Annotated in this window: 13 protein-coding genes; 4 read left to right on the plus strand and 9 right to left on the minus strand. The window is 50.5% G+C overall.

Annotated features, from left to right (window positions below; translation table 11 throughout):
- Window positions 1–46: 46 nt before the first annotated feature.
- Complete coding sequence (locus J7619_RS03800) at window positions 47–637, minus strand: HD family hydrolase (protein WP_291194261.1); 591 nt, start codon at window positions 635–637, stop codon at window positions 47–49.
- A 148-nt stretch (window positions 638–785) separates the two neighbouring features.
- Here J7619_RS03800 and J7619_RS03805 point away from each other — a divergent pair, with 148 nt between their 5' ends.
- A complete protein-coding gene (locus tag J7619_RS03805) occupies window positions 786–2,441 on the plus strand; it encodes a TonB-dependent receptor (RefSeq protein ID WP_291194263.1) in 1,656 nt (551 codons plus the stop codon).
- A gap of 5 nt (window positions 2,442–2,446) precedes the next feature.
- On the opposite strand, the gene J7619_RS03810 is transcribed toward J7619_RS03805, so the two are convergent.
- A complete protein-coding gene (locus tag J7619_RS03810; RefSeq protein ID WP_291194266.1) occupies window positions 2,447–3,445 on the minus strand; it encodes a hypothetical protein in 999 nt (332 codons plus the stop codon).
- A gap of 327 nt (window positions 3,446–3,772) precedes the next feature.
- Here J7619_RS03810 and J7619_RS03815 point away from each other — a divergent pair, with 327 nt between their 5' ends.
- Window positions 3,773–4,384, plus strand: coding sequence for a hypothetical protein (locus tag J7619_RS03815; protein WP_291194269.1), 612 nt, complete (start codon window positions 3,773–3,775; stop codon window positions 4,382–4,384).
- Window positions 4,385–4,463: 79 nt separating this feature from the next.
- On the opposite strand, the gene J7619_RS03820 is transcribed toward J7619_RS03815, so the two are convergent.
- From J7619_RS03820 to J7619_RS03835, 4 genes are all read right to left on the minus strand, one after another.
- Window positions 4,464–5,795, minus strand: coding sequence for a T9SS C-terminal target domain-containing protein (locus J7619_RS03820; protein ID WP_291194272.1), 1,332 nt, complete (start codon window positions 5,793–5,795; stop codon window positions 4,464–4,466).
- A gap of 40 nt (window positions 5,796–5,835) precedes the next feature.
- The gene (locus tag J7619_RS03825) at window positions 5,836–8,577 is read right to left on the minus strand and encodes a TonB-dependent receptor (protein WP_291194274.1); all 2,742 of its coding nucleotides are present in this window, start codon (window positions 8,575–8,577) and stop codon (window positions 5,836–5,838) included.
- 141 nt (window positions 8,578–8,718) lie between these two features.
- Window positions 8,719–9,492 (minus strand): hypothetical protein, encoded by a 774-nt coding sequence (locus tag J7619_RS03830; RefSeq protein WP_291194277.1) that lies wholly within the window; start codon window positions 9,490–9,492, stop codon window positions 8,719–8,721.
- A 120-nt stretch (window positions 9,493–9,612) separates the two neighbouring features.
- Window positions 9,613–11,925, minus strand: coding sequence for a T9SS type A sorting domain-containing protein (locus tag J7619_RS03835; RefSeq protein ID WP_291194280.1), 2,313 nt, complete (start codon window positions 11,923–11,925; stop codon window positions 9,613–9,615).
- Between the two features lie 483 nt (window positions 11,926–12,408).
- Here J7619_RS03835 and J7619_RS03840 point away from each other — a divergent pair, with 483 nt between their 5' ends.
- The gene (locus J7619_RS03840) at window positions 12,409–14,925 is read left to right on the plus strand and encodes a cation-translocating P-type ATPase (protein WP_291194283.1); all 2,517 of its coding nucleotides are present in this window, start codon (window positions 12,409–12,411) and stop codon (window positions 14,923–14,925) included.
- Between the two features lie 2 nt (window positions 14,926–14,927).
- Here J7619_RS03840 and J7619_RS03845 read toward each other — a convergent pair whose 3' ends face one another.
- Together J7619_RS03845 and adhP are read right to left on the minus strand one after the other, a co-directional pair.
- Window positions 14,928–15,170: a hypothetical protein gene (locus J7619_RS03845; protein WP_291194286.1), complete on the minus strand. Its 243-nt coding sequence runs from the start codon at window positions 15,168–15,170 to the stop codon at window positions 14,928–14,930.
- Window positions 15,171–15,202: 32 nt separating this feature from the next.
- Window positions 15,203–16,291: an alcohol dehydrogenase AdhP gene (adhP, locus tag J7619_RS03850; protein ID WP_291194289.1), complete on the minus strand. Its 1,089-nt coding sequence runs from the start codon at window positions 16,289–16,291 to the stop codon at window positions 15,203–15,205.
- Window positions 16,292–16,418: 127 nt separating this feature from the next.
- On the opposite strand from adhP, the gene J7619_RS03855 reads away from it, so the two are divergent.
- On the plus strand, window positions 16,419–17,441 hold the full coding sequence (locus J7619_RS03855) for an LLM class flavin-dependent oxidoreductase (protein ID WP_291194292.1): 1,023 nt from the start codon (window positions 16,419–16,421) through the stop codon (window positions 17,439–17,441).
- A gap of 142 nt (window positions 17,442–17,583) precedes the next feature.
- On the opposite strand, the gene J7619_RS03860 is transcribed toward J7619_RS03855, so the two are convergent.
- A complete protein-coding gene (locus J7619_RS03860; RefSeq protein ID WP_291194295.1) occupies window positions 17,584–23,838 on the minus strand; it encodes a T9SS type A sorting domain-containing protein in 6,255 nt (2,084 codons plus the stop codon).
- Between the last annotated feature and the right edge of the window lie 13 nt (window positions 23,839–23,851).

Consider the following 23,851-nt stretch of genomic DNA (forward strand, 5'->3'; position numbering starts at 1 on the left):
TAGACCAAACGCGTCGCCGCCGTGGTGCCCTGCGGCTATCGATTGGTTATTTTGCCAGGATCCCTTTCTCCACGCTTTCATTGATCACACCTTCCGCGTATGCCCACAACGCCTCGGAACCTTCCCTGATCACCTTCTTTTTCTCATATACCTTCTCGTATTTCACCCCGAACTCGCGCCAGGTACCGCCGTTGTTGGAGCTATTTTGAAGGAGCGGTTCCAGGCGGTCCATGGCCCGGGCAAATTTGGCTTCGCTGGTCTCCCCCGCCTCGAACTCTTCCCAGACAGCGATCAGTTCGCTGGCCTGTTCTGCCGGAAGCATCCCGAAAATCCGGTTCGCCGCGAGCCGTTCGTTATCCGTATTGGTGTGGCTTTTTTGGGTATCATAAATGAAGGTATCTCCCGCGTCGATCTCTACAATGTCGTGGATCAATACCATCTTCACCACTTTGAGTACATCGACAGGCACATTGGAATGCCCGGCCAGCACAACGGCCATCACCGCCAGGTGCCAGCTGTGCTCAGCGTCATTTTCGTTCCTGTCGCTGTTTAAAAGCTTCGTTTTCCTTTGAATGTACTTGAGTTTGTCAATTTCCTTAATAAACTCAATCTGTTTCAACACATTACCTAAATCCATTGCCTCTTTCCTGATTGTTTCGGAGGTTGAAATTACGAGGCATTTCGGTAAAACGGAAACCACGCATAATGCATCGGCCAACCGCTATCAGTTGTAACGCAAGTTTACTATTTTACATCCAAATCGTTTTACCCTCAAACAGCGGACTATGCCTGATCGCGGATTTCACCGAATTTCCCGTGCATCGTTGGGCCTCGGCTTCCGATGGGCCTGCCTTTGCCTCCTTGTGCTCTGCCTGTGCGATCCGTGCCATTCGCAGGAACAGACCTGGCAAATCGCGGGTACGGTTTATGACGAAAATGCCAGGCCCTTGCCATCCGTCGCTGTTTATATCAACAATACTTCCATAGGTACTTCCACCGACAAAGCCGGCCATTTTCACCTCACTGTACCCGTGCGGTATAAAAAAGCAGAGCTGGTTGCCTCCTTTGTGGGTTACAAGCCGGAAGCAAAACAGTTACAGGCGACGCCAGGGCGCACTGCGAATGTGGTGTTCAAGCTCGATCTGAACAATGTGATCCGCGAAGTTGTCATCATCGGGAAACGCGACAAGCACTGGCGCCGGAAATGGAGGGTTTTTATAAACGGGCTGTTGGGCGATTCGCCGTTTGCGAGGCAATGCAAAATCGTCAGCCCGGAATCCATCACGCTTGGACTGGACGAAGCTACCGGGCGTGTAACGGCAACGAGCAGCGAACCGGTGGTGATCGAGAATGCGGCACTGGGCTACCGGATCCGTTTCCACATGAGCAAGTTTGAATCGAATGGCAAGAAGACGTTCCTTGCCGGGTACAAGTTCTTTGAATCGTGGCTCGCCGATGATCCTAGCAAACAGAAGAAACAACTCGGTAACAGGGAAATCGCATTTAAGGACTCCTTCCGCAATTTCCTGGTCTCGCTTTCCAGAAAGAACCTCGAAGCGGACGGTATGGAGCTATTTTCGATGAAAACGACACGGGAGTTTTACCTCACGAAAATTCCGCTCGAACGCGAAGTGGCCAGTGGCAATTTCACGCCCGTTACAGCCGATTCCATCTGTTCTTTTGACCCAAACAAAGGATATTATACACTGCATTCGAAATATCCGCTGCTTGTTTTTCAACGAAAGCTTTACAACAGCGCATCGGTGTTTTCCGATTACCCGTTCAAGTATTCGCAACTCGTCCTGCCTAATTTTTCATGCACATTTACGGAAAACGGATGGCTGGTATCGTCGAACGGGATCACCATTCACGACACCTGGGCGCGGGAAGGTTTCGCGGATATGCTTCCCATCGACTATCCGGTGCCCATGGATGAAGTGCCTCAAACACCCGTCGTACTTATTCAAAGCGCGGGGCAGGTAAAAGAAACTATAAATACTGATTTAAAACTGCCGGCCATTGAAGCCCAGCAGACGCTTTTGGACAAAGAAGGGTTGATACAAACTACGGACAACCAGGGCGATGGCCTGGCCAGGCTGGATTATGTTCTGCCGATCAGCGAAAGCGACAATTCCGGCTCCATTTTTGATCTGTTGAAGAAGATTCCCGGTCTGCGCGTAACTTTCGACCCGGCGTCCAATACGCACAAGGTCCATTTCATCGAGAACAACGCGAACCTCAGCGCGAGCACCAGCTTTGACAATACCGTCGCGCTCCTGCTCGACCGGGTGTTCTACAGCGGAGCCGATGCCGTCCTTCCCATTCTCAATTCTCTCACAGTCCGCGACATTAAATCGATCACTGCGATCCGGTATGGCAGCGCCGCCGCATTCGGGGCGCGGGGTGGTAACGGGGTGCTGGTGATCAATACCCGTCAATAGCCATATTAACCTACCAATTTCACCTTCACCTTAATCAATGTGTTTCTGATCTGATGTTTGGTTTTGATGACTTGCCGCTCCAATTTTAGCGCAAAAGGAATATCCTTCGGAATCAGGCTGTTCGACAATAAATAGGCTTTCGCTCCGTCCTCAGAGTTTTTATACAAATCAAATTCGGTATCCGCACGGTGCCCGCTTCCGTTGTTAGAGAACGGGGCGTGCTGCATGTGTGGCTCGAATGGGAAATTAATGAACTTATAACCCCGGTTGAACAGCGAATGGAACCATATTGCGCCCCAGTCGGTACCATGCCAGCTTCCGCCAAAAGGCAAAACGTCCCCTGTTGGCATTACGTTTTCCCGATAGACCGGCACGTTGACCAGGCAGGCGTATTCGTTCAGGCGGCATTCGGGCAGGGGGTGTATAATTTCCCTGTCGATCAGCTTGTAATGTATATGCGCGCGTGGCGGACTATAAGTGTCCACCAATTCTTTCAATTCCTCTTTGGTAGGCACAAAAGTTTCGAACCGGCTACCATCACAAAGCCTGGCAGAAAATGCAGGGCAATTCCAGCATTGGCCTACCATACCTATCCCCGCAACCGTCCCCGTGCCACTTTCATTTTTGGCTTTCAATAGCATTTTCCCCAACAAATCATCTTCGTAAAGACAATCATTATGCGAGAGGAATAAAAACTCCTTGTCGGACTTTTCGAGCGCATATTGGTATTTGAGACCATAGCGCTTTTCGGGATCGGAAAGCCAGGATTCGTCGGGGTTGCCGGAATAATAGAAGTACTGGGGATATACGTATTCGATGGGCAGGTCTTTGAGATAGTATTTTAACAATGGAATAGCATCGTATTGGTAATACGGCTGTATTTTCTCAATGACCAGATAAATCTTATGAATGTGTTTGGAAGAATGTTTCCAAAGTGTCAGCAAGGTAACGGCAGTGTGGTACGGCTTTCCGTAGTAATTAATACAAACGTCAATTTGATTCATGCGTGCGATTTTTATTACTCGCCAGAAACGATAAAATAGGATGATTTACCCGGAGAGTTCTTTGCCACAAAGAAACAACTTTGAGCCGGATTTATGTGTATCGTCGCCGGGTAGCTTGCTGGGAAGACGCAGTGTCCATCACCCATCAAAAACCGCAAACCACTGACGACAAATTAGTTAACCGCTTAATGGATAAATATACCGGTCTTTAAAAAACCGACTTTGCCGTACACTGCCTTCCATTTGTCCGCTTAATAAAATGTAGAAGTAGATTGACAAGCAGGTTACTTTATGAAACGGAATTAACCTTAAACCTCTCAATCACTTATGCCAACCTTCACAATCAACTTTGTAAACAATTCCGATTCATCAGGAAGCTTTTGCGTTTTCCAGCAAAATCATAACAGCCCGAACCCGGATGTTTTTCCGCTGGCGTGGCGCGTGGAAAATGCCGGCCCGCATTCGCAACTGGCCATATCATGGAATATGGATCTTTACTTTTTCTGGGGCAAGACCGGCCCTTTAAAACCGGGAGTTGTTTTTTACGCCGGGGAAAATTCTCCTACGAGTTTGGCCGAAAACAACGACATAACACTCACCAAGGAGAACGGCAACTACAAATTTACCAATAGGAAAAATGCCTATCCGCAGGGTTCCCTGAGCATCATGTCCGACAACACGACTGCCATTAACCAGGCCAGTGTCGGGATCGGCTTGTCGGGCGCGGTAGCCTTCGCCGTACAGGCACAGCCTAACATGTATTTCCGGTTTTCTCCGCGCTTCGACTATTGGGTAACGTTCGCCGACGTCAAACAAGGCCAGGTACTGAATCCGTCCGAAATCAATGCCGTGAAGATTGAATTTCCTTATGGTATTTTTTCAATGAATGCGACGCTGAATGCGGATAATACCTGGACGATCACGCCGGGGCTGGACTAGGCTACACATCGACCAACAAAAAAGGCCGGGAGCAACGCCCCCGGCTTTTTTGAAATTCTGACACCAATTATATAAGATCTTAGTACTCTGTATTTTGTGGATCGAAGTTGGTCCAGCCGGTTGTCCAGTCTGTGGTACCGAAGGCTCCGATGTAAGCGTTGGCTTCAAAGCCTGCCGGCAATGTCACACCGCCTGTCAGCAATGGTGAACCTGCCTGAGGAAGTACTTTCAAACCTGCGCCAAGCGTATTGTATGCCGCATCCAGTTTCAATGTAGCGAGATCTGCGCCGAACATGTTTTTACGCGCTGCGTCTTTCAGCATAGTAGTATCACCTGACACGATCGCTTTGGTCATTCCGGTCAGAACCAGTCCGCGGTAATCCGAACGGCCTGCTTTGAAATTAGCTTGTGTAGAGTCACCTTCCAGTTCAAGACCACCCTTAGGATAACCAGCTGAAACTACCGAGTTGTAAATGCTTACAGCGGAGTTTCTGCGGATACGGAACGCTGAACGATATTTTGCATTCGGGGTTCCCGGGCCGATGAAGATACTTACGTTGCTGAATTTAGCACTTGTTTTTGGAGACGCACCTGATCCGGAAGCATCGTTGTCCGATTCGAAACCATTGGAATCCGAGCATGAGCACTGGTCAGCCACAGCCGGGTCTCTCAGCGCCATTGCATATTGTACGTTTCCGCTGAAACCCCAGTCTGTATCGAAATCGTCGTCCAGCGTACGGTAAGAGATCAGGTGTTTTGCATTTACATTTCCACCGAACCACTCGTAAGCATCGTCACCGCTGTATGAAACCTGTACGTAGTCGATAGTAGTTCCTGAGCCTACGCCACCAAAAGTAAGACCGTTGATTTCTTTATCCGTTTCGAAAGCGATACCAGCGAACTCGATACGTACATATTTCAAAGTACCTGAGTTGTCAGCAGCGTCCGTTCCACCGAAAGTCGATACGTTCTCTCCTTCGATCGTTGCCGGAGTCTTGTTCACCGGTGCTTTCCCAAGGAGGATGATACCACCCCAGTCGCCGTAATTACGTGCGCCTTTGGCTGCGGAAGAAGTAAACACGATAGGTTTGGTAGCATTACCTTCTGCCATGATTTTCGCACCTGGCTTAACGATCAGCGTACCTTTTGTCAGTTTGTCTCCTTTGATAATTGTTCCCGGCTCGATAGTCAGGATTGCACCGTTGTCAACATACACGAAACCTTCAAGAATATATTTATTTGCAGCTTTCCAGGTTGTCGAAGCCGAAATTGTTCCTTTTACGGTAATTGTTTCGCCCACCGGATCCGTTGGTCCCGGATCTTCACCATCATCATCAGTTTTACACGACACAACTACGAACGATGCGGATAACACCAGCATGGCCAATAACCAAGTTGCTAACTTTTTCATTTAACAGGATGTTTAATTGATTTGTTTTTAATTTTTATGATCAAAGTGTGTAGCGCAAGCCAATCATCGAGTAAGTTCCCCTGCGGTATTTCTGATACAAACCGTCTGTCTTGGTATCGATTTTGTTATCATGGTTGGTATCCTGGTACAAGCGGAATGGCTGGTTCAGCAGATCCTGGATGCTTGCACGGATTTCGAGGCGCTTACCGATCGATTTGATGATGTTCAGGTCAATCACATTACGCGACATCTCGAAGATATTCGCGCTGATCTGATTGTCGCCGATAATGTAAATCCGCTTTCCGATCACATTGTACAGTGCGTTGATCTGCAAGCCACGCTCGTCGTCGTTGTAGAACAAACCGGCGTTGATCAGGTAAGGTGATTGTCCTTGCAGGTAACGGTCGGAGCTTCCGGTCGTTACGTTCGTTTTTACGTTACTGGTAATAAGCGATGCATTCAATGTCACGAGCATTTTGCTCAGGAAAGTCGCGTTATCGGGGTTCGACAATGCTTTGCGAACTTCCAGTTCAACCCCTCTTGCATAAGCTGTTTTGGCATTGGCTACTGTGAAAGCTACGGTGCTACCATTGTAGAAGATCGCCGCTTCGATAGGATCTTTGAAGGTCTTGTTGAACAACGACAGGGTGATCAGCTCGCTTTTGCTTGGATAGAACTCGTAACGCAAGTCGTAGTTCTGGATCGTCGCATTCACCAGGTTCGGGTTCCCTTTACGCGACACGTCGAAGTTGAAGTCGTAGTAGGTACTTGGAGAAAGCTCGCGGAACTCAGGTCTGTTGACAGTCGTGCTGTAAGCAGCTCTCACCGCATGCTGGTCGTTGAACTTGTAAGTCAGGTTAACAGAAGGCAGCGGAGTGAAAACCGGACGGTCCACATTCACCTGGATACCGCCTCCACGCTCATACCCCTGCAATTGCTGGCGGTTGTATTCGCCACGGAAGCCCACGGTGGCATTCAAATGCTCGGTAATCGGCCAGTAGAACGATGCATAACCTGCTGCGAGAAGGTTTTGAGCGGCATATTTATCGTCGAAGTTGGTTCCTTCGGTGTAGTAAACTTTATCGGAAGCCAGGTTCGAATTCTGGAAGAATTGCTCCGGGGTCTGTGTCAGGATCTCGTCACCTACGCGGTTCGGGTTGACGATACCAAACCAGCGGGCAGAGTATTTACGGTCTTTGTATTCAACATAAGTACCTACGTTCAGTTTCGCCTGCTGTTCCGCTTCGTCCTTTTTCGCGCCGATCAGTTGCTCGTAAGAAACGGTTCCGGTACCTACGATCTCACCCAGACGGGAGTAGAAACGCGCTGCCTGCTGCAAGGTTGGGGATTCAAATTGTTGCAGGTTGATCTGGAATGGATGGTTAGTACCTGTCTCACGGGTCGATGTAAATCTTCTGAAATCAGGCTCGTTGCGGTAGGTATAACCTGCACCGGCGATCCAGCGGAGTTTCGATTTCGCAGTCAGTTCGTGTGTACCGCTCAGCTGGCCTGAGTAGATGCTTCTGGCTTCGTAACGGAATGCGCCGTTGTTGTAATCCAGGTTGTTTTCAAGGTTTCCACCGCCGCGGACAACCGTTTCCTTGTTACCCATCTGGTTGAACAGGTTACGGAATTCGATTTTGTTTTTCGGGTTAAGGATAAATGCCCAGTTCGACATGATCCCCAAACGTGCATTTTCCTGCAAAAACTGATCGTTGAAAACCTCTATTTTCTGGCCTGGGAAATTGAAACGGTTCTGAGTAACGGTGTTGTTTATACGTGAGAAGGAATAGTTGATATAAGAAGTGTTGGTAACCTCCATATCTCTGATGTAGAAACGGCGGCTGAAATTGATCCCTGCTCTCCAGTCCGGCGATACGTTGATCTGCTTCGGAGCATAGTAGTCCGGCAGGTTCTGAAATTTCTGGATAATGGTCGGAGACTTCGCATTCAGGATAACCCCTTTTCTGTTCGGGAAATTATCAGGCAAAGTACGTGTGCCATTCTCGATACCAAGGAATTCCAATGCGCCACCCTTATGGCTGGTTGCAGAGCTGAATGTGGTTCCTGCACGGTAACCTGTCGAGAAATTCACTGAAAGGCTGTTACCATCCGGGATGGTCTTGGTATAGATTTTAATAGCTCCGCCACTAACATCGCCGGGGAGGTCGGCCGAGGCCGATTTGAAAACCAGCATCCGGTCGATCGCCGAAGAAGGAATCAAATCAAAGGAAAAGGATTTAGTGTCTACCTCAGTAGAAGGAGTGATAATATCATTGAGCAACACCGTGTTATAACGCTCGTTCAAACCGCGCACTACAATAAAACGGTCGTCAAAAATGGAGATACCGGGCACGCGGCGGATCACCGCGGAAGCGTCACGGTCTTGTGTACGCTGAATTTGCTGTGCGGAAATACCCACGGCAATCTGTTGTACCTGCTTGATTTCCGTGATCACCGACACTTCGGTGTTGGTCTGACGCTGTCCTTTCACGACCACTTCCTGCAAAGTTTTGTTGTCCTCAACGAGCGCCGTGGTGATCAGCGTCGATTTATCTGCTTCGACCCGGACGTTGTCTATTTCTTTCGTCGCGTACGATACATAGCTGATCTGTACTTTGTAGGCACCGGCAGGTACTTTCTGAATTTCGAAGTTACCTTCAACGTCGGTCACCGAGCCGAACGGGGTTGCCGTTCCAATCAGCTGAACGGTTGCTCCGATGATCGCTTCGTTGTTCTTGCCGTCTTTGATTGAGCCCTTTATAGAGCCTAATTGCGCCAAACAAGCGCCTGTTGTTAAAATAAGGAGGGAAATCGCTGTAACCAAATGTCTCATAATCAGTGTCTAATATTTTGACACAAAACTATGGCGGCAACATTATTCCGATATGTCGTTAATATTAAGTTATTGTTAAGTCCTGTTCTACATGATCGCGTGCTTCAACGCGATAAGATCCTTATACACAACATGATGAGAACCCAGGACGAATCGCGACCGTTTGCAGATCGCATTACAGCTTTCTTTTATTTGCTCGAAAACCAGCAGACGTTCCTCGTAAACGACGAATATTTTCTGGATGATGACGGCGATCTCGCGGGTAAGGCCGTCGGCCTGCGCCACGAGTGCCTGCAGCGTGGCGGCGGAATACGGCGATGCTCCGGCCATTGCATCCGAAGTCCCCACCTTGGCAGCCAGAAGTTTGAAATTGTCCAGCAATACCTGGTAAGATAAATTGAACGTGTCCAGGTCCTTTTCAAAATAGGGTCTTGCCAAATCATACGGAGGTGCTAAGGGGTTTTGTACGGAAATCGCCGCATAAATCTCTTTTACCTCTTTCGAATAGGCGTCCTTCACCATCCTGCCTTTGGCTACCATCGTCTTGATCACATGCGCCACGTGCTTGATGCTCATTTCCTCACCTTTGAAGAGGCGCTTACGCACAAGGGATACATCTATATACTGTGTGATTTCCCGGGCCAGCTCACTGTCCAACTTGTCATAGGTGTCAATAAGCCGACGTAGCTCGTCGGCAGAAGATAGCGCCGAAGCTGGTGTATATTCATTTTCCTTCTCAATCAATTCCAGGACTGACCCTACCTTAAGCAACCTTCTTCGCAGGGATTTCTCAAACGGTGTTTGGTGCAGGACGCTATCATTCAGCAGCCTGCCGGACAAGAGTGGCGTAATTCGTTCCATCTAAAAACCATCAATGCAAGCCACAAAGCTAGCATTAATAAAGAAAAATCAACACCGGATTGTATTTTGCCCCGATAGCACCGGTGAGAGCTACCGGGGCAAATATTATCGCTCAAAACCCTACCGGCCTATCGCGACTTTCCTGCTTGTGACAATGTCGTCCCGTCCGATGATTTGCAGAACATACATTCCCGCTGGCAAATGACCGATGCTGATAGCCGAACCCAGCTTGGAGGTTTTCAGTACCGTTTTTCCGGTTTGATCCAGCAATTCCACAGACGCAGCGTTTTTCAGGGCCGCTTCGGTGAGCTGCAGGCGATCGGCAGCCGGGTTGGGATAAAATGAAAATAATTCGGGACTGTCAAAAACTACGCGGGCAATTTTACTATATGAAAACGTACTGTCATGGTCTACCATTTTCAGCCGGTATAGATTGCCCCCGATCAGCGGCCTATTGTCAACGGCCTCGTAGTCCATTCGCTCCCGGCTCTCGTTCGCCGCCTGAACGTTTCCAACGACCTGCCAGTTGTCGCCGCTGGCACTGCGTTGTATTTCAAAGTGGCTGGAATTGGTTTCCTCGGCGGTCGACCAGTTGAGCAATACCTGGCTCTCTTTCACGGCTGCTTTAAAGGCGATCAGTGTAACCGGCAACACATCGGTGACAGTTACCACTACCTCGCTTGTTTTCGCACAACCTCCCTGACCGGCAGTCACCGAATAGATGTACGTTCCCGGGACCGACGAAACTCTTACATCGGTCAGATTGGCTGTGGTACCGATCTGAGTCCCGTTCAATTCCCATTTATAACTGAGCCCGGAACAGTCTCCCCCACAGGCAGACGACAGGTTGATGTTAGTTCCTACCCGTGGGTTGCTGACGCTCGGCGAGCCTGTAATAGAGAGGTCGCAATCTACCGTCAGGTCATTGTTAATCAATATATTGACAGGCTGTCCATTAGCAGCATTTCGCGCGTTCATCCAGGTCTTGTAGGCATCACAATCTCCGGAATAGCTATCACGGTTGGTTACGCATCCATTCTGTTGAATGATATTGGATAAGGTAAAACTATCCTGATTGGTGGGCGCCGGGGTCGTAACGGGCTGATTGACCCACGTGTCGGCCAGTTCCCGGACGGCTGGCCCACCGCCGGAACTCAACAGGTTTTCAAAAAACATACAGCTCACCATCTGCGCGCCATGGGAATAGCTCTCGGTGGCGTAAGCAATGAAGTTGGCAATACCCAGGCTCGCATTGAACCCGGCCTCGTTGATATACAGCTTTCCGGGAAGATTTGAGCGCAGCAGATCAATAGCGAAGCGGTGATCGTAAAGGTAGTCGTCATTGATCTTGATCCCGTCCATTTCGGCGGCAATCTCGTGAAATGAAAAGGTGGTCCTTCCCAACGACAATTTATCGAACACAGAACCGTGATGCGATATGACTTTAATCCGGCTGTCGATGCCTTTAACCGTGTTTTTGAAGATGGTATTAACCTCCTTCAATACCTGTGTCCGGTACAAGTACCAGTCTGTGCCGTCGGGCTGGGTGAACGTGGTGGGTGACGGTCTTTTGGGAGACACTTCATTGAAAGACCGATAGTTCGTTCCCCATATGAAATTAAGCGCCTGGATCTTTTCATACTTGGCGGTAAGCCAGGCCCTGTAACCTCTTACCATCGGCTGCGAGTAATCCGAGAGGCTGGCATTATCGCGAAGATTCGTTGGCTGCTCGTAATGGTATTTGTCTGTTCCCAATTCAAATTCTCCCTCTCCGTTGCGGGAATAAATCAGGTTGACATAAAGCAGCTCGCCCGTATCCTGAAGGTGCCCATAACGTTGTATTACTTTGTTGGTAAAGTCGACAATCCGGTCACGTGTGGACTGTGCCGCCAGGGAGGTCATCACGAATTGCACGTCGACACCGTTGATCTTTCCTCCATACTTCTGAAAAACAGCCTCCGATCCGTCATACCCGACATTCAGGATCCGCTCTTCTTTGAGCCAGCCATCCCCTGTATTGATGCCATACCGGTCCGAATAGCTGTGGGTGACGTTGTCTCCCGTACTGACGGCGATGTTGATCCCGATCTTCATTCCGAGCGACCGCGCCTTCGCGATCTGGTCGTCGTACATCTTCCACACATTGTAATCCTGTCCATATTGCTGCTTCAATACCCGGGAAATGTACCCGTCGACCATCCCCCATTGCATGCTCAGAAAAACCGCATTGCAACCCACGGCATGCGCCTGTTCGATGAGACTCAAACTACTCCAGTTGCCTTCATTTACCAAACTGAGCCCGAGATAGCGCTGCTGGGCATTTACTTTGGACCAAAAACTAATAACATTGAGAAAAATGATCGTCAAAAAAAGCTTTTTGGCTAGCACAGGATTGCTTCTGTTAGCCTTAATCATTTGCAACATTTTCTGCATAAGCAACAAGGTTTTGTGAGTTTACGGATCCAGGCCCAAAGCCCAAAATTGGCGTAAAACTTACCTCCAACCGGGTATTTCGTATAACTAATACCAATACCCAACCATCCTCCCGCACTTGACATATCAGTAGAATTTTGGTCGATAGTAGATAAAATTCTACAACCAGTAGGCAAACTACTAACTTTTATTTAATTCGCAATCGTTATTATTCACAGAATAGATCTATTTTACGTCTACAAAGTGACATTTGCATAAAGGCATCCGATCCGGAATACATGACCAGAATCAGTCTTTGAGCCACTATTCATCATCTTTACCCCTATGGCATACCCATAACTTGCAGTTTATCTCCCATGACCAACTAGTACTAAGCGACCACAATCTCATGCTGGGAGGCGTGACAGAAAATGTAATGAACCACACCCGTAAAGCCCTCCGAACGTATAAGCTTTCCGGGCATATATGAAAACCCGGGAGACCATGCATGACCAACCTCTTTATATAGGCCTTTCCTCCTCACAAGCCGAAGCCTCCCGCCAGCAGCATGGGCCCAACCTGCTGGAAAAACAAAAATTATCCGGACCATTATCCACATTAAAGGCTCTGGCCGCCGAGCCGATGTTATTGTTGCTGGTTGCGGCTGCCGCCATCTATTTTTTAATGGGTTCGACCCAGGAAGCGGTCATCATGCTCGTGGCAATCGCGTTGGTCGCCGCCATTTCGATCGTTCAGGAAGGCAGGACCCGCCGGGCACTAATCAGTCTTGAAAATTTCACCAGCCCGGCCTATCGCGTCTTGCGGGACCAGTCGTGGACATCGCTTAAAAGTGAAGCATTAGTAACAGGTGACGTCGTTGAATTGGTGGAAGGCTACCTGGTTCCCGCCGACGGGATTATCCTGTCAGCCGATGACTTTTCTGTCAACGAATCTATCCTGACCGGCGAATCCATGCCGGTTTACAAGCTTGCGAACGATCCCAGTGAAAAACTATTTGCCGGCACCCAGGTAACTTCGGGCCAGGCCATTTGTCGCATCACGGCCGTTGGCAACGGAACCAGGCTTGCTGAAATCGGCAGCAGCATCGCTTCCATCCAGCCTGCCAAATCGGCTCTGCAAATACAGATCGGACGGCTGGTGAGGGATATGGCTATGGTCGGCGGGGTGATTTTTATTGCCGTATGGGCCATACGCTTTATCCGCTCCGGCGATCTGCCGGGGAGCCTTTTAGGCGCATTGACATTGGCTATGAGTATCCTCCCCGAAGAAATACCGGTTGCATTGGCCACTTTTATGGCCCTTGGAGCCTATCGGCTCATGAAGCAGGGCATTGTTGTGAAACGAATGGAGACGGTTGAGGCCTTGGGCAGCGCGACGGTTATCTGTACCGATAAAACCGGCACGCTGACGGAGAATACGATGTCATTATCCGGCATGTTCGTGCTCGACGGAAGGGAGCTTATCACCGACTTCTCCTCGCTCCCGCCCAACGCCGTTCAGCTTCTTTATCACGCCGCGCTGGCCAGCGAAATCAATCCGTTTGACCCTATGGAAGCCGAATTACATCGGGTATTCGAAGCAAAGTCTTCCAACCGGCTGTCGGCATACAACGGACTCACCATGCTCCTGGGTTACCCGCTGGAAGGGAAACCTCCGATGATGACCCATATTTGGCAAAACAAAGACGACCAACACATTATTGCGGTAAAGGGAGCGCCGGAAGCATTGATTAATGCCTCCCCGCTTTCCCCTGAAGACCGGGCTGCCTTGCTAAGCGCCATCGATCGTTTTACTTCAAACGGCTTTCGGGTATTGGCCGTCGGCAAATCCGACTTTCAAGGCACCGACTTTCCGGAGAATCAACTCAGTCTGCCGTTTCAAACGCTTGGTCTGGTAGCGTTTTATGACCCTCCCAAAGCCGGAATGGCCCAAGTCCTCGATGCGTTTTACCAAGCCGGAGTACAGGTTAAAATCCTGACGGGAGATAACCCCGTAACAACCGCCTACATTGCCCGGCAAATCGGTTTGCGCCACGCCGACAGCGTTACTACCGGCGAACAAATCATGGCGCTGGACGATGAGGGCCTGTTGAAAGAAGTCGGGAAGGCAACCATATTTGCCAGAATGTTTCCCCAGGCCAAGCTTCGCGTCATCCGTGCATTAAAGGCGCGCGGCGAGATCGTCGCCATGACCGGCGACGGCGTGAACGACGGGCCGGCTTTGAAAGCAGCGGACATCGGCATTGCCATGGGGCGGAAAGGTACAGAAATAGCCCGGCAGGCCTCGGCGCTGATCCTGCTCAACGACGATCTGGGCGGAATGGTCACCGCTATCGAAAGTGGCCGGCGGATTTACGTTAATCTGCGGAATGCGATCCGGTACATCGTCGCGATCCATACACCGCTGATCCTGCTCGTGTTCCTGCCTCTGGCGCTGAATTGGGTCTACCCCGTTATCTTCGACCCGGTTCATATCATATTTTTTGAGCTGATCATGGGGCCTACCTGCTCGGTGGTGTACGAAAACGAACCGGCACGCAAAGGTCTTTTAAAAGAAAAGCCCCGTCCTGTAACAGCCCGACTGTTTGGTTTACGGGAACTGACAGGCAGTTTGTTACAGGGAGCCACAATAGCTGCCTTCCTGGTGCTGGTATACTTCGTCGGCGTAAAATCCGGCCAGTCGGAAAACGCAACCCGCGCAATGATTTTCATCGGGATGATTTCGGCCAACATAGCTCTCACCGTTACCAATCGCTCGCGAGGCGCCCTTGTTAGCTTGTTTCAACAGCGCAATAAGCTTGTATTCTATGCGCTGGCCATGACCATCGTACTGACCGTTCTGATTTTCCGGATTCCTTCGGTCGCGGAACTCTTCCGGCTTTCGGCGATTGATTCCCCAAAAATGCTATTCAGCGCCGGGTGCGGGTTAGTGTCCGTTTTAGTTTTTGAAATTTCCAAACAACTTGCGCGGATTCTCCGAAAATCCGGGTCCCCCGGATAAGCTCAGGCGATCTCAAACCATCCCTCGCTGCAAAACCGTTCTCGTCCGACAGACCAGTTGAGCTGCGCGAGCCAGAAGCCCTTTGCAAACCGGCGTGTTGAAATACTTACCCGCGGGCCGTCGCCGGGCGTGAGCGGGATCGTCAAACCGTCGTCCGCAGATTGCCTGATAAATGTTACTTCGGCTTTCACAAAATACAAGGGTAACACAAACGTGATTTTTTCCTGTTCTGCCTGGTAGGTCATGGTAGTAAGTTTTAATGTGGAAATGCAAGCTGTTACATGGTCATTACAACACGTCCTTCAATACGACCGGCCTTCATATCGTCAAAAATGCTGTTAATATCGTCCAGATGCGCGGTGTGGACCGTTGCTTTCACCTTACCGTCCAGAGCGAAGCCCACCGCCTCCTGCATATCCTTACGCGTTCCGACAATAGAGCCGCGAATCGTATGCCGGTTAAGGACAGTTTGAAAAATAGGCAGATCGAAACTGCCCGGTGGCAGGCCGGTCAGGGCCATGGTACCTTTTTTGCGAAGTGCCGCAATCCCTTGTTGAAAAGCCACAGGTGACACGGCCGTGATGAGCACACCGTGCATGCCCCCGGTTTCTTTTTTCAGAAAAGCGCCCGGATCCTCCTGAGCGGCATTGACCGTGAGGTCCGCCCCGAGGCGCGATGCCAGTTCCAGCTTGTCGTCGCTCACATCGATGGCCGCCACGTGCATACCCATCGCTTTGGCATATTGTACGGCCAGATGGCCGAGTCCGCCAATACCCGAAATTGCTACCCATTCTCCCGCCCTGGTATCGGTTTCCTTTAAACCTTTATAGACTGTCACACCCGCACACAGGATAGGCGCCATGCCGATCATATCCGTACCCGCCGGCAAATGCGCCACGTAGCGCGCGTCGGCCAACACATATTCAGCGTAGCTCCCGTCGACGCTGTAACCACCGTTCTGCTGGGCGTCACAAAGCGTTTCCCAGCCGGTAATACAATATTCGCAGCAACCGCACGCGCTGTACAGCCAGGGAACGCCCACAATATCACCTTCCAGGATGCCGGTTACCTCCGGTCCAACCGCCGCCACCAAGCCAATACCCTCGTGTCCCGGAATGAGTGGTAGTTTAGGCTTCACCGGCCAATCTCCGTCGGTAGCATGGAGGTCGGTGTGGCAAACACCGCTGGCAACGACTTTAACTAATACCTGGTTGGCCCCAGGGCGGCGCACGACGACGTCTTCGATGCTGAGCGGTTTACCGAATTCGCGGACAACCGCGGCTTTCATGGTTTGAGGTAGCATAATGCTTTTTGTTTCAGGTGGAATGTAGCTGTAAAGGTGGCCATTTGATGCCGGAGCGGTCATGACTGTCGTCAGTTTCAAAGATGATCATGTCGCTCATGGAGGTACCTATCCAAAATTTGCTAGTTTTGAAGCCAGGATATCCGGCTACCTGAAACGCGGCCGGGCGTTTGATCAACAAAGTCGTACTATGAAGAAAATAGGATTTTTATCGTTTGGGCATTGGTCTGACCATCCTGCTTACAGGTCCCGGACTGCGAGTGACACCTTGCTTCAATCCATTGATTTGGCGGTCGCTGCCGAAGAAATCGGTTTGGACGGCGCTTATTTTCGGGTACATCATTTTGCAGCCCAGCTGGCATCGCCCTTTCCATTGCTATCGGCCATCGGTGCCAAAACAAGCAAAATAGAGATCGGGACGGGTGTCATTGACATGCGTTACGAGAATCCGTTGTATATGATCGAAGATGCCGGCGCTGCGGATCTAATTTCCGAAGGGCGATTACAATTGGGCATCAGCAGAGGGTCGCCGGAACAGGTAATCGACGGGTGGCGCTATTTCGGATATGAACCGGCCGAAGGCGAAACCGACGCTGATATGGGACGCCGCAAGGCATTGGAATTTCTGGATCAACTGGAAGGCAAAGGATTTGCACAACCCAACCCCTATCCGATGTTTCCAAACCCTCCGGGTCTGCTGCGGTTAGAGCCTCATTCCGAAGGCCTGCGGGAACGGATCTGGTGGGGCGCCGCTTCCAATGCAACGGCAGTATGGGCGGCCGAAAACGGCATGCACCTTCAAAGCTCAACGCTGAAATACGATGAAAGCGGCAAGCCTTTTCATGTGCAGCAAGCGGAACAGATCAGACTGTACAAAGAGGCATGGAAAAAAGCAGGGCACCAGCGTGAACCAAGGGTTTCGGTGAGCCGGTCTATTTTCGCATTGGTAACCGACCAGGACCGCTATTTCTTCGGACAGGAGAGCAACCGGACTGACAAAATCGGGATGATCGAACAGGACAAACGCGCCATTTTCGGTAGAAGCTACGCAGCGGAACCAGACCAGCTCATCCGGGAATTAGCTCAGGACGAAGCTATTCAGGAAGCCGATACGATTCTTTTAACGATACCTAATACGCTGGGTGTTGATTACAACGTGCATGTATTGTCGTCTATTCTGGAGCATGTAGCGCCCGGGCTGGGGTGGCGTTAGAAAACTGCGCGCTCCCAGGCGGGATCAGGTAAAGCTTTCTGATATTTTCCGATTTCATAACACTGGGAGGGCAATAGTTTATACGCCAAGAAAAACGGGATCCGAAATTCGGATCCCGTTTCATTTATTGCCGGAGGCCCGGTTATTTCACCACAAACGTCTTGCTGTGAACTTCCCCGTTCGCATACGTAACACGTAGCACGTACACGCCCGCACGAAGGTTTCTGATGTCCAGCAGGTTTCCGGACTGTGCTGCACTCAGCACTTCCATACCCGTAACGTTGTACACTGAAAGCTTGTACGGACCGGATTGCGGCAGCGTCAGCGACAATCTGCCTTCCGTTGCCGGGTTAGGATATACGGACAGCGCATTCTTATCCGACTCAAACCGGACCGCCGCAATAGAGCTGTATGCATAGGATCCATCCGTATCGATCTGTTTCAGACGATAATAGTTGGTACCGGCCAATGGCGTAGCATCTGCAAAGCCGTATGTCAACAGGTTTTTGCTGTTGCCGTCGGCTGTCTGGTTTTCTACAAAACCGATGGCCTGCCATTTGCGCGCATCCGCACTTCTCTGGATTTCAAATCCGGTATTGTTCATCTCCTCGGTCGTCGCCCAGGTCAGGTTAGCGGTGTTTCCTTCTTTGGCCGCATTGAAATACGCCATGGTAACAGGCAGCGCGGATTCCCCGGTTGTAGACAGGTAGACAAACGATGAGAGCGAAGTCAGGTTATGGAACTCGACATAGTTCACGCCATCTTCCACGCCGGTGGCATCAGGTGTAAGCGCGACCGTTTTGGAGCCGTCGAGTTTTCCGTAGGTATAAACATTCGCGATCACCTCTTCGGCAGTTCCTTCATATTTAAACCATCCGCTCACTTTCGCGCCCGGTACCTGCGTATCAGTCAATTCCGACTGGCTATAATAAATCCGCACTTTTCCTCCTGTAAATGCCGTTGCAGAAGCATCGGTAGCAGTGGTGATACGCGGCATCAGTTTGGTTGTGATTGAACCATCGTCGTAGGTTACCCCCTCAGGTGTCACTTTCGCCGTCAGGTTGTTCAACACCGTGGATTGCAGATTCGAGGCTGCGAAGAATTTCCTGGTAGCATCCGACGTGTTGCGGAAGTACGTCCACTCGCCGGTACCGCAGTTATCGTTATACTGGTTCGATTCTTCCACAACAGCCGGCAGGTATACGGTGCCGGTTGTGATAGGAGTGACTTTACCAAACGTGAAATAGCTCGCGCCATTCGGGAAGCTGTGGGTAGCCTCGTAATCGGTGCCGTTCACCGTCAACGGAACAGCCGTTACGTTAGAGGAGAATGCGGCATCGGATGCGAACAGGATCACATACCCTGCACAGGCGTCGTTAGTCAGCGTAGTTGTACCAACGGATGCCTGCGGGAAACGGATAAGCGTTTCGCCGGCTACATTGGTATTCTGCACTTTCCAGATACGGTTCATGTGGCGGGCATTGTTGATGCTGCCCGAATAAACGAATGCGGTGTACGTGCTGGCCGTGTTGGTCATTGCCTGCGTATTGCCGTTGTCGCCCCAGATGAGGAACTGGCCGTCAGTCAACTGACTGGTATTGGCATCGTTCGTTGCGGCAATGCCACCCAGGCCTATCGTTACCTGATTGTTGGAATTGTTGGTAATCTGGCTACGGCTCTGCTTTTGATGCAACGCCGAACGAAAGTCGTTACCGATACCTGCTACGTTGTTGTGATAAGCCGCGTTGGCGGTAGCATCCCAAACAACAGCATCCGTCGACGTGGTGTAGTTGGTGCCTGCGGCGAGTGTTACACCGTATTTGATAGCCAGATAACTGTCGATCTTGTTACGATCAGTTGCAGACACGTTACCGGCGCCATACACGATCAATTCACCGATGCTACCTGTAAATCCGGCATTGTCACTACCATTGCTTGAAAACTGGGTTGACCCTATCGCATGTCCTCCGGTAAGCGACCCGATGGCAGTATGGGTTGCGGTAGTACCATTTGCTGCTCCGTTTAACCCCTTCGACACGGTGGTGTTGGTGAAGGTATTATACATGATGCTAGGGCTGTTGGACGCCCAGTTAATGTTGCCGGGATTGGCAAGATAACGGAAGTTATAAGCCGTATTCACACGTTCGATCCGATTATCCGCCAGGATACCTATACCATCCCAGTAGGCAATATTACCAGAAAGGTTCGAACCATTTACCAATGTACTAAATACCCTTCCATTGCCTCCTGGGGCCAATCCCTCCTTGGTCAACGTAAAAACATCGTACTGTTGCGCCGAGACAGTAGGCAATGTGATATTTCCCAACGTCTGATCGGCAGCCGTAAAATTAACCCCCGGGTTAAAGTTGAAGTAGTTAGCTGCGCCTACCTTCGACTTAGGCAGATTCGCCTCTCCCAATTGCGTAGAAACCACTCCACCATTAAAATCAGCCCAGGCAACAGCATCTTGTCCATCTCCATCCGATTCCAGGTAATAATCCGCACGGTACCAGTGGCTAAGGTTAGTTGTAACACCGCCCGGGCCTTGTACGAATGCTGCAAAGGTAAAATAGCTTCCATCAGCGAGTGACACGTCGGCGTATGCGTATTCCGTCTCCCCAATCTTCAGAGTATTTGACATATCAGTTATTACATCAGACAAATCGATCGTTGCGTCTGAGCTTTGGACCAGTTTCAGGTTCGCATATCCTTTTACCCATGCCACACGTACCGTTCCTACCGAGGCTGTATTTTGTACTTTCCAGATCGCCGCAAAACGGTTGTATGGTAAACCGGCGATCGTTCCCAATGAAACACCAGGAGCTTTTGCCAAACCATTGTCACCCCAGATCAAAAACTGCCCGTTAACCAGGGGCTCTGTATTGGCCGCGTTCGTGTTGGCAATGCCCGTCGTCCCGACAATAACCTGTGCACCAGGATTAATACTCTTCGATTGTTTCTGATACAATCCACCCTGATCATCGCGGGCGATACCGGCGATGTTGTTTTGGTAGCCTGCATTGGCAGCAGCACTGCGTACTACGCTATTGCTCGAACTCACATAGTCCTGTGGCGTAGTCTGATCCAGCGTGACGCCGTACTTAATGGCCAGGTAGCTATGAATCTTTGACAGATTAGCATTGCTCATGTCTCCGCCGGTGGGTTCATGATACACGATTACTTCCGCAATATCTCCGTTCGGATTATCGGCTGTTGCTCCGTCCGCGCCGATATACGCACCCTTGGTCGGGAGTGAGTACCAACCTCCGGTTAATGGATAGGGTGAAGCATAAATCTTTTCACGACCATTGTAAAATCCGCGTTGATTGGCCGGCGTACCTGTTTTAGGCAAAATCGCAGAGTAGATACCAAAGCGATTTGGAGTTCCCGGGCCAGCGGCCGCTGCATTAAATCCATTTCCGATAGCTGGCATAGGGTAAATCAAACCGCTTTGCGGATACAGGAAAAATCCATCATCATTGCCGCTCACTGCGAAAATACTGTTGAAACCTGCGGCGGAAGCGTTCAATCTTGCCACGGTAATATAATGCACAGAACCCGCAGCGTTCAGATAGTCGGTTGTCGTGTTTCTCAGATAATTATTAGACCCGTCGAACGACAATGTAGGATTGAAGTTCCAGGCTTTAGTTACCTGGTCATTGTAAGGAATATAGCCGCTTGCACCGCTACTGGTCAACTTCACTTCATTAGCAGTTGAGTTGTTCCAGCCTGTAACTTTATTCTCACCGTCAGTCTCTACCCCGCTATCGGCTCGGTACCACAAAGCCAGGTCCTGACCTACACCACCCGGACCTGCGATATAGCCACCAAAAGTGAAATAAGAACCATCACCAAGTGTTACATCCGCATAGTTGTAGGTAACGTCATTAATGTTAACCGTACCGGTCATAGCCGTGTGCGAATCCGATCCGTCGATCACGTTGTCAGTACTCTGGATTAAATGCAAGTTGACAACCCCGGTTGGCCAGGCAACACGAACTGTTCCTACCGAACCGGTATTCTGTACTTTCCATACTGCACCAAATCTTAAATTGATTTGATTCCCCGCCACAGTGACGTTATGCGACACCGATAACGATTTTGTCAGACCATTATCTCCCCAAATAAGCGACTGACCCGTAGCCAGCGCATTGCTATTTGATGCATTACTTCCCGCCAAACCCGTTGTACCGATTACAACCTGGCTGCCAGTGTTAATACTTTGCGACTGCTTTTGAACCAATGCACTTCCCTCGTCGCTGGCAATACCCGCTATGTTTTTATTATAACCTGTATTGGTCGTCTGGTTCCAAAGAATAGTAGTTCCATCGCTGGCGATATAGTTGTGCGGCAAGGTAATGCCGTACTTGATGGCCGTGTAAGTTCTGACACGCTGCTTTTCCGCTTCCGTCAAATCTCTTTCATAGGCAATCACCTCACCTATCAACCCGTTTCTAACCTCCGGTTGCGAGCCCAGGATACTTCCGTCGGCATGTCGGGCATATCCTGCCGCAAACGTCTGCGTATTGGAACCCGTTGTACCGTTCTGCCCATATTTAATGCCCGCAGTTCCTACCGTATAAGATACGTCATTCAAATACAACCTGTTAGCCTCCACAGCTGGTAAAGCCGGGGACGCATCCGCGTAGGGATACATTAGCGCATTGACCCCCAATCGGGTAAATACGGGTAAATTCGCATTGATAAGGTTCGCAGTTGTAGTTGTCGCGCCGAATCCGAGAATATCCGCGTATCCTCCCACACTGCGGTCGAGGTTTACCGTAAAAACCGAACTGTTGGTACCGTTAGCCGAGTAAGGCTTACCCGCCGGAACAACCATAAACCGGGCATCTGCCCCGGTTGTCCCAAAATCGATAATCGGGTTAAAGTTGTAGGACGCCGTTGCCGTAAATGGCTGACGGCTGGCGTTAGTTTGCGTATAGCTGTTTGCGTTTCCGGATTGGTCTTGCCATTCACCCGGTGTAAAGCCGCTATCGGATTTCAACCAAACTCTCAGATCCGTAAAAACGCCGCCCGGTGAAGCAACCTTGGCAGCAAAAGTGAAATACTGGCCATCGGCCAAGGTCACATCAGCATAGTTGTATACCACGCCGTTGATCGTCGTTTCATTGGCAGACATGCTGGTCACCACATCCGATGCGTTGATGACATTGTCCGTGCTCTGGATCAAACTAAGGTTTTGCAGATTCTTCTCCCAGGCAACGCGTACAGTCCCTACATTACCGGTGTTCTGTACCTTCCAGATCGAGGCGAACCTGTGGCTAATCCCGTTGATACCCGCAATCACCACATTGGGTGACTTGGCCAGGCCGTTGTCTCCCCAGATCAGGAATTGCCCGTTCGCAAGGCCAGTTGCATTGCCCGCATTACTACCGGCAAGGGTGCCCGTGCCGATCAGCACCTGACGTCCCGCATTCGTGCTCCAGGATTGCTTCTGGTGGAGGGCGCCATTGTCGTCACGGCCGATCCCCGCGATGTTGCTTTGCGAGCCGGTGTTCGTTGAAGCGCTCCACACCACGTTACCCGCCGAATTTTTGTAGTCGCGTGTTCCGTTGGCATAGGTTGTTCCATACTTGATGGCCAGGTAAGTTTCAACACGGTCCATTTGATCCGCAGTCAGCTGGTCTTCGAATACCAAAACCTCATTCAACTGACCGCTGAATGCGCCATAATTGTTGTCGGCGCCGATGCGGAAATCCCGCGCGCCGGTGCTCAGGTTAGCATTGTAAAGCTCACTTCCCGAATAGGCTGTGCGCATACCGTTCAGGGAGACCGTCGCGGCTGCGTACGATGCATTCGTACCGGCGCCATTCTGCCAGCCCGAACCAGCGCTAAAGAACATGCCGGCCGCCAAAGGAGAGGCACTTAATCCCTGATAACCAGGCCCTCCTGTAAAGAAGAGCAATTTATTATTACTGCCAAAAATGTGTAACCCCGGGTAATCCATCGATGCATGAAAACCCGCGAAGCCACTCTGCTTCAATGTATTCACACGACCTGCAGCATAGATTGACCCATTGGCGCGATCGATCACATTCACGCCTGTGCCTGCGGTGAATTCCAGGAAGTCGTTACTGCCGTCGAACGTAACGGTGGGGTTAAAATTGGCCAGCGCGGAGCTGTTGGAGAATACCGGCCGGGCGCTGGCAGTTGCCTGGATCAGGTTCCTGCCCGATCCCTGCACCTCGTTCCATTGCTGGACCGTTGAATTATTGGATGCGGCAGTGGTACCCGCATCGGAAAATACTGACCCTACCCCATCGGCCTTGTACCAGGCGGCTGGCGCGACCCCTCCGGGCGTTTGTGCCCGCGCGCCAAAGCAGGCGAGCATTGCAGAAGCAAGCGCAACGGCGGCAATTTGTACATTTCGTTTCATAAAATAGTATTCA

Source organism: Dyadobacter sp. (assembly GCF_017744695.1).
Taxonomy (GTDB): Bacteria; Bacteroidota; Bacteroidia; order Cytophagales; family Spirosomataceae; genus Dyadobacter.

What these genes read in the sequence shown, in the direction of transcription:
- J7619_RS03800 (WP_291194261.1), bottom strand. Translation starts at nt 637, where the DNA reads ATGGATTTAGGTAATGTGTTGAAACAGATTGAGTTTATTAAGGAAATT.
- J7619_RS03805 (WP_291194263.1), top strand. Translation starts at nt 786, where the DNA reads ATGCCTGATCGCGGATTTCACCGAATTTCCCGTGCATCGTTGGGCCTC.
- J7619_RS03810 (WP_291194266.1), bottom strand. Translation starts at nt 3,445, where the DNA reads ATGAATCAAATTGACGTTTGTATTAATTACTACGGAAAGCCGTACCAC.
- J7619_RS03815 (WP_291194269.1), top strand. Translation starts at nt 3,773, where the DNA reads ATGCCAACCTTCACAATCAACTTTGTAAACAATTCCGATTCATCAGGA.
- J7619_RS03820 (WP_291194272.1), bottom strand. Translation starts at nt 5,795, where the DNA reads ATGAAAAAGTTAGCAACTTGGTTATTGGCCATGCTGGTGTTATCCGCA.
- J7619_RS03830 (WP_291194277.1), bottom strand. Translation starts at nt 9,492, where the DNA reads ATGGAACGAATTACGCCACTCTTGTCCGGCAGGCTGCTGAATGATAGC.
- J7619_RS03835 (WP_291194280.1), bottom strand. Translation starts at nt 11,925, where the DNA reads ATGCAGAAAATGTTGCAAATGATTAAGGCTAACAGAAGCAATCCTGTG.
- J7619_RS03840 (WP_291194283.1), top strand. Translation starts at nt 12,409, where the DNA reads ATGCATGACCAACCTCTTTATATAGGCCTTTCCTCCTCACAAGCCGAA.
- J7619_RS03845 (WP_291194286.1), bottom strand. Translation starts at nt 15,170, where the DNA reads ATGACCTACCAGGCAGAACAGGAAAAAATCACGTTTGTGTTACCCTTG.
- adhP (WP_291194289.1), bottom strand. Translation starts at nt 16,291, where the DNA reads ATGACCGCTCCGGCATCAAATGGCCACCTTTACAGCTACATTCCACCT.
- J7619_RS03855 (WP_291194292.1), top strand. Translation starts at nt 16,419, where the DNA reads ATGAAGAAAATAGGATTTTTATCGTTTGGGCATTGGTCTGACCATCCT.
- J7619_RS03860 (WP_291194295.1), bottom strand. Translation starts at nt 23,838, where the DNA reads ATGAAACGAAATGTACAAATTGCCGCCGTTGCGCTTGCTTCTGCAATG.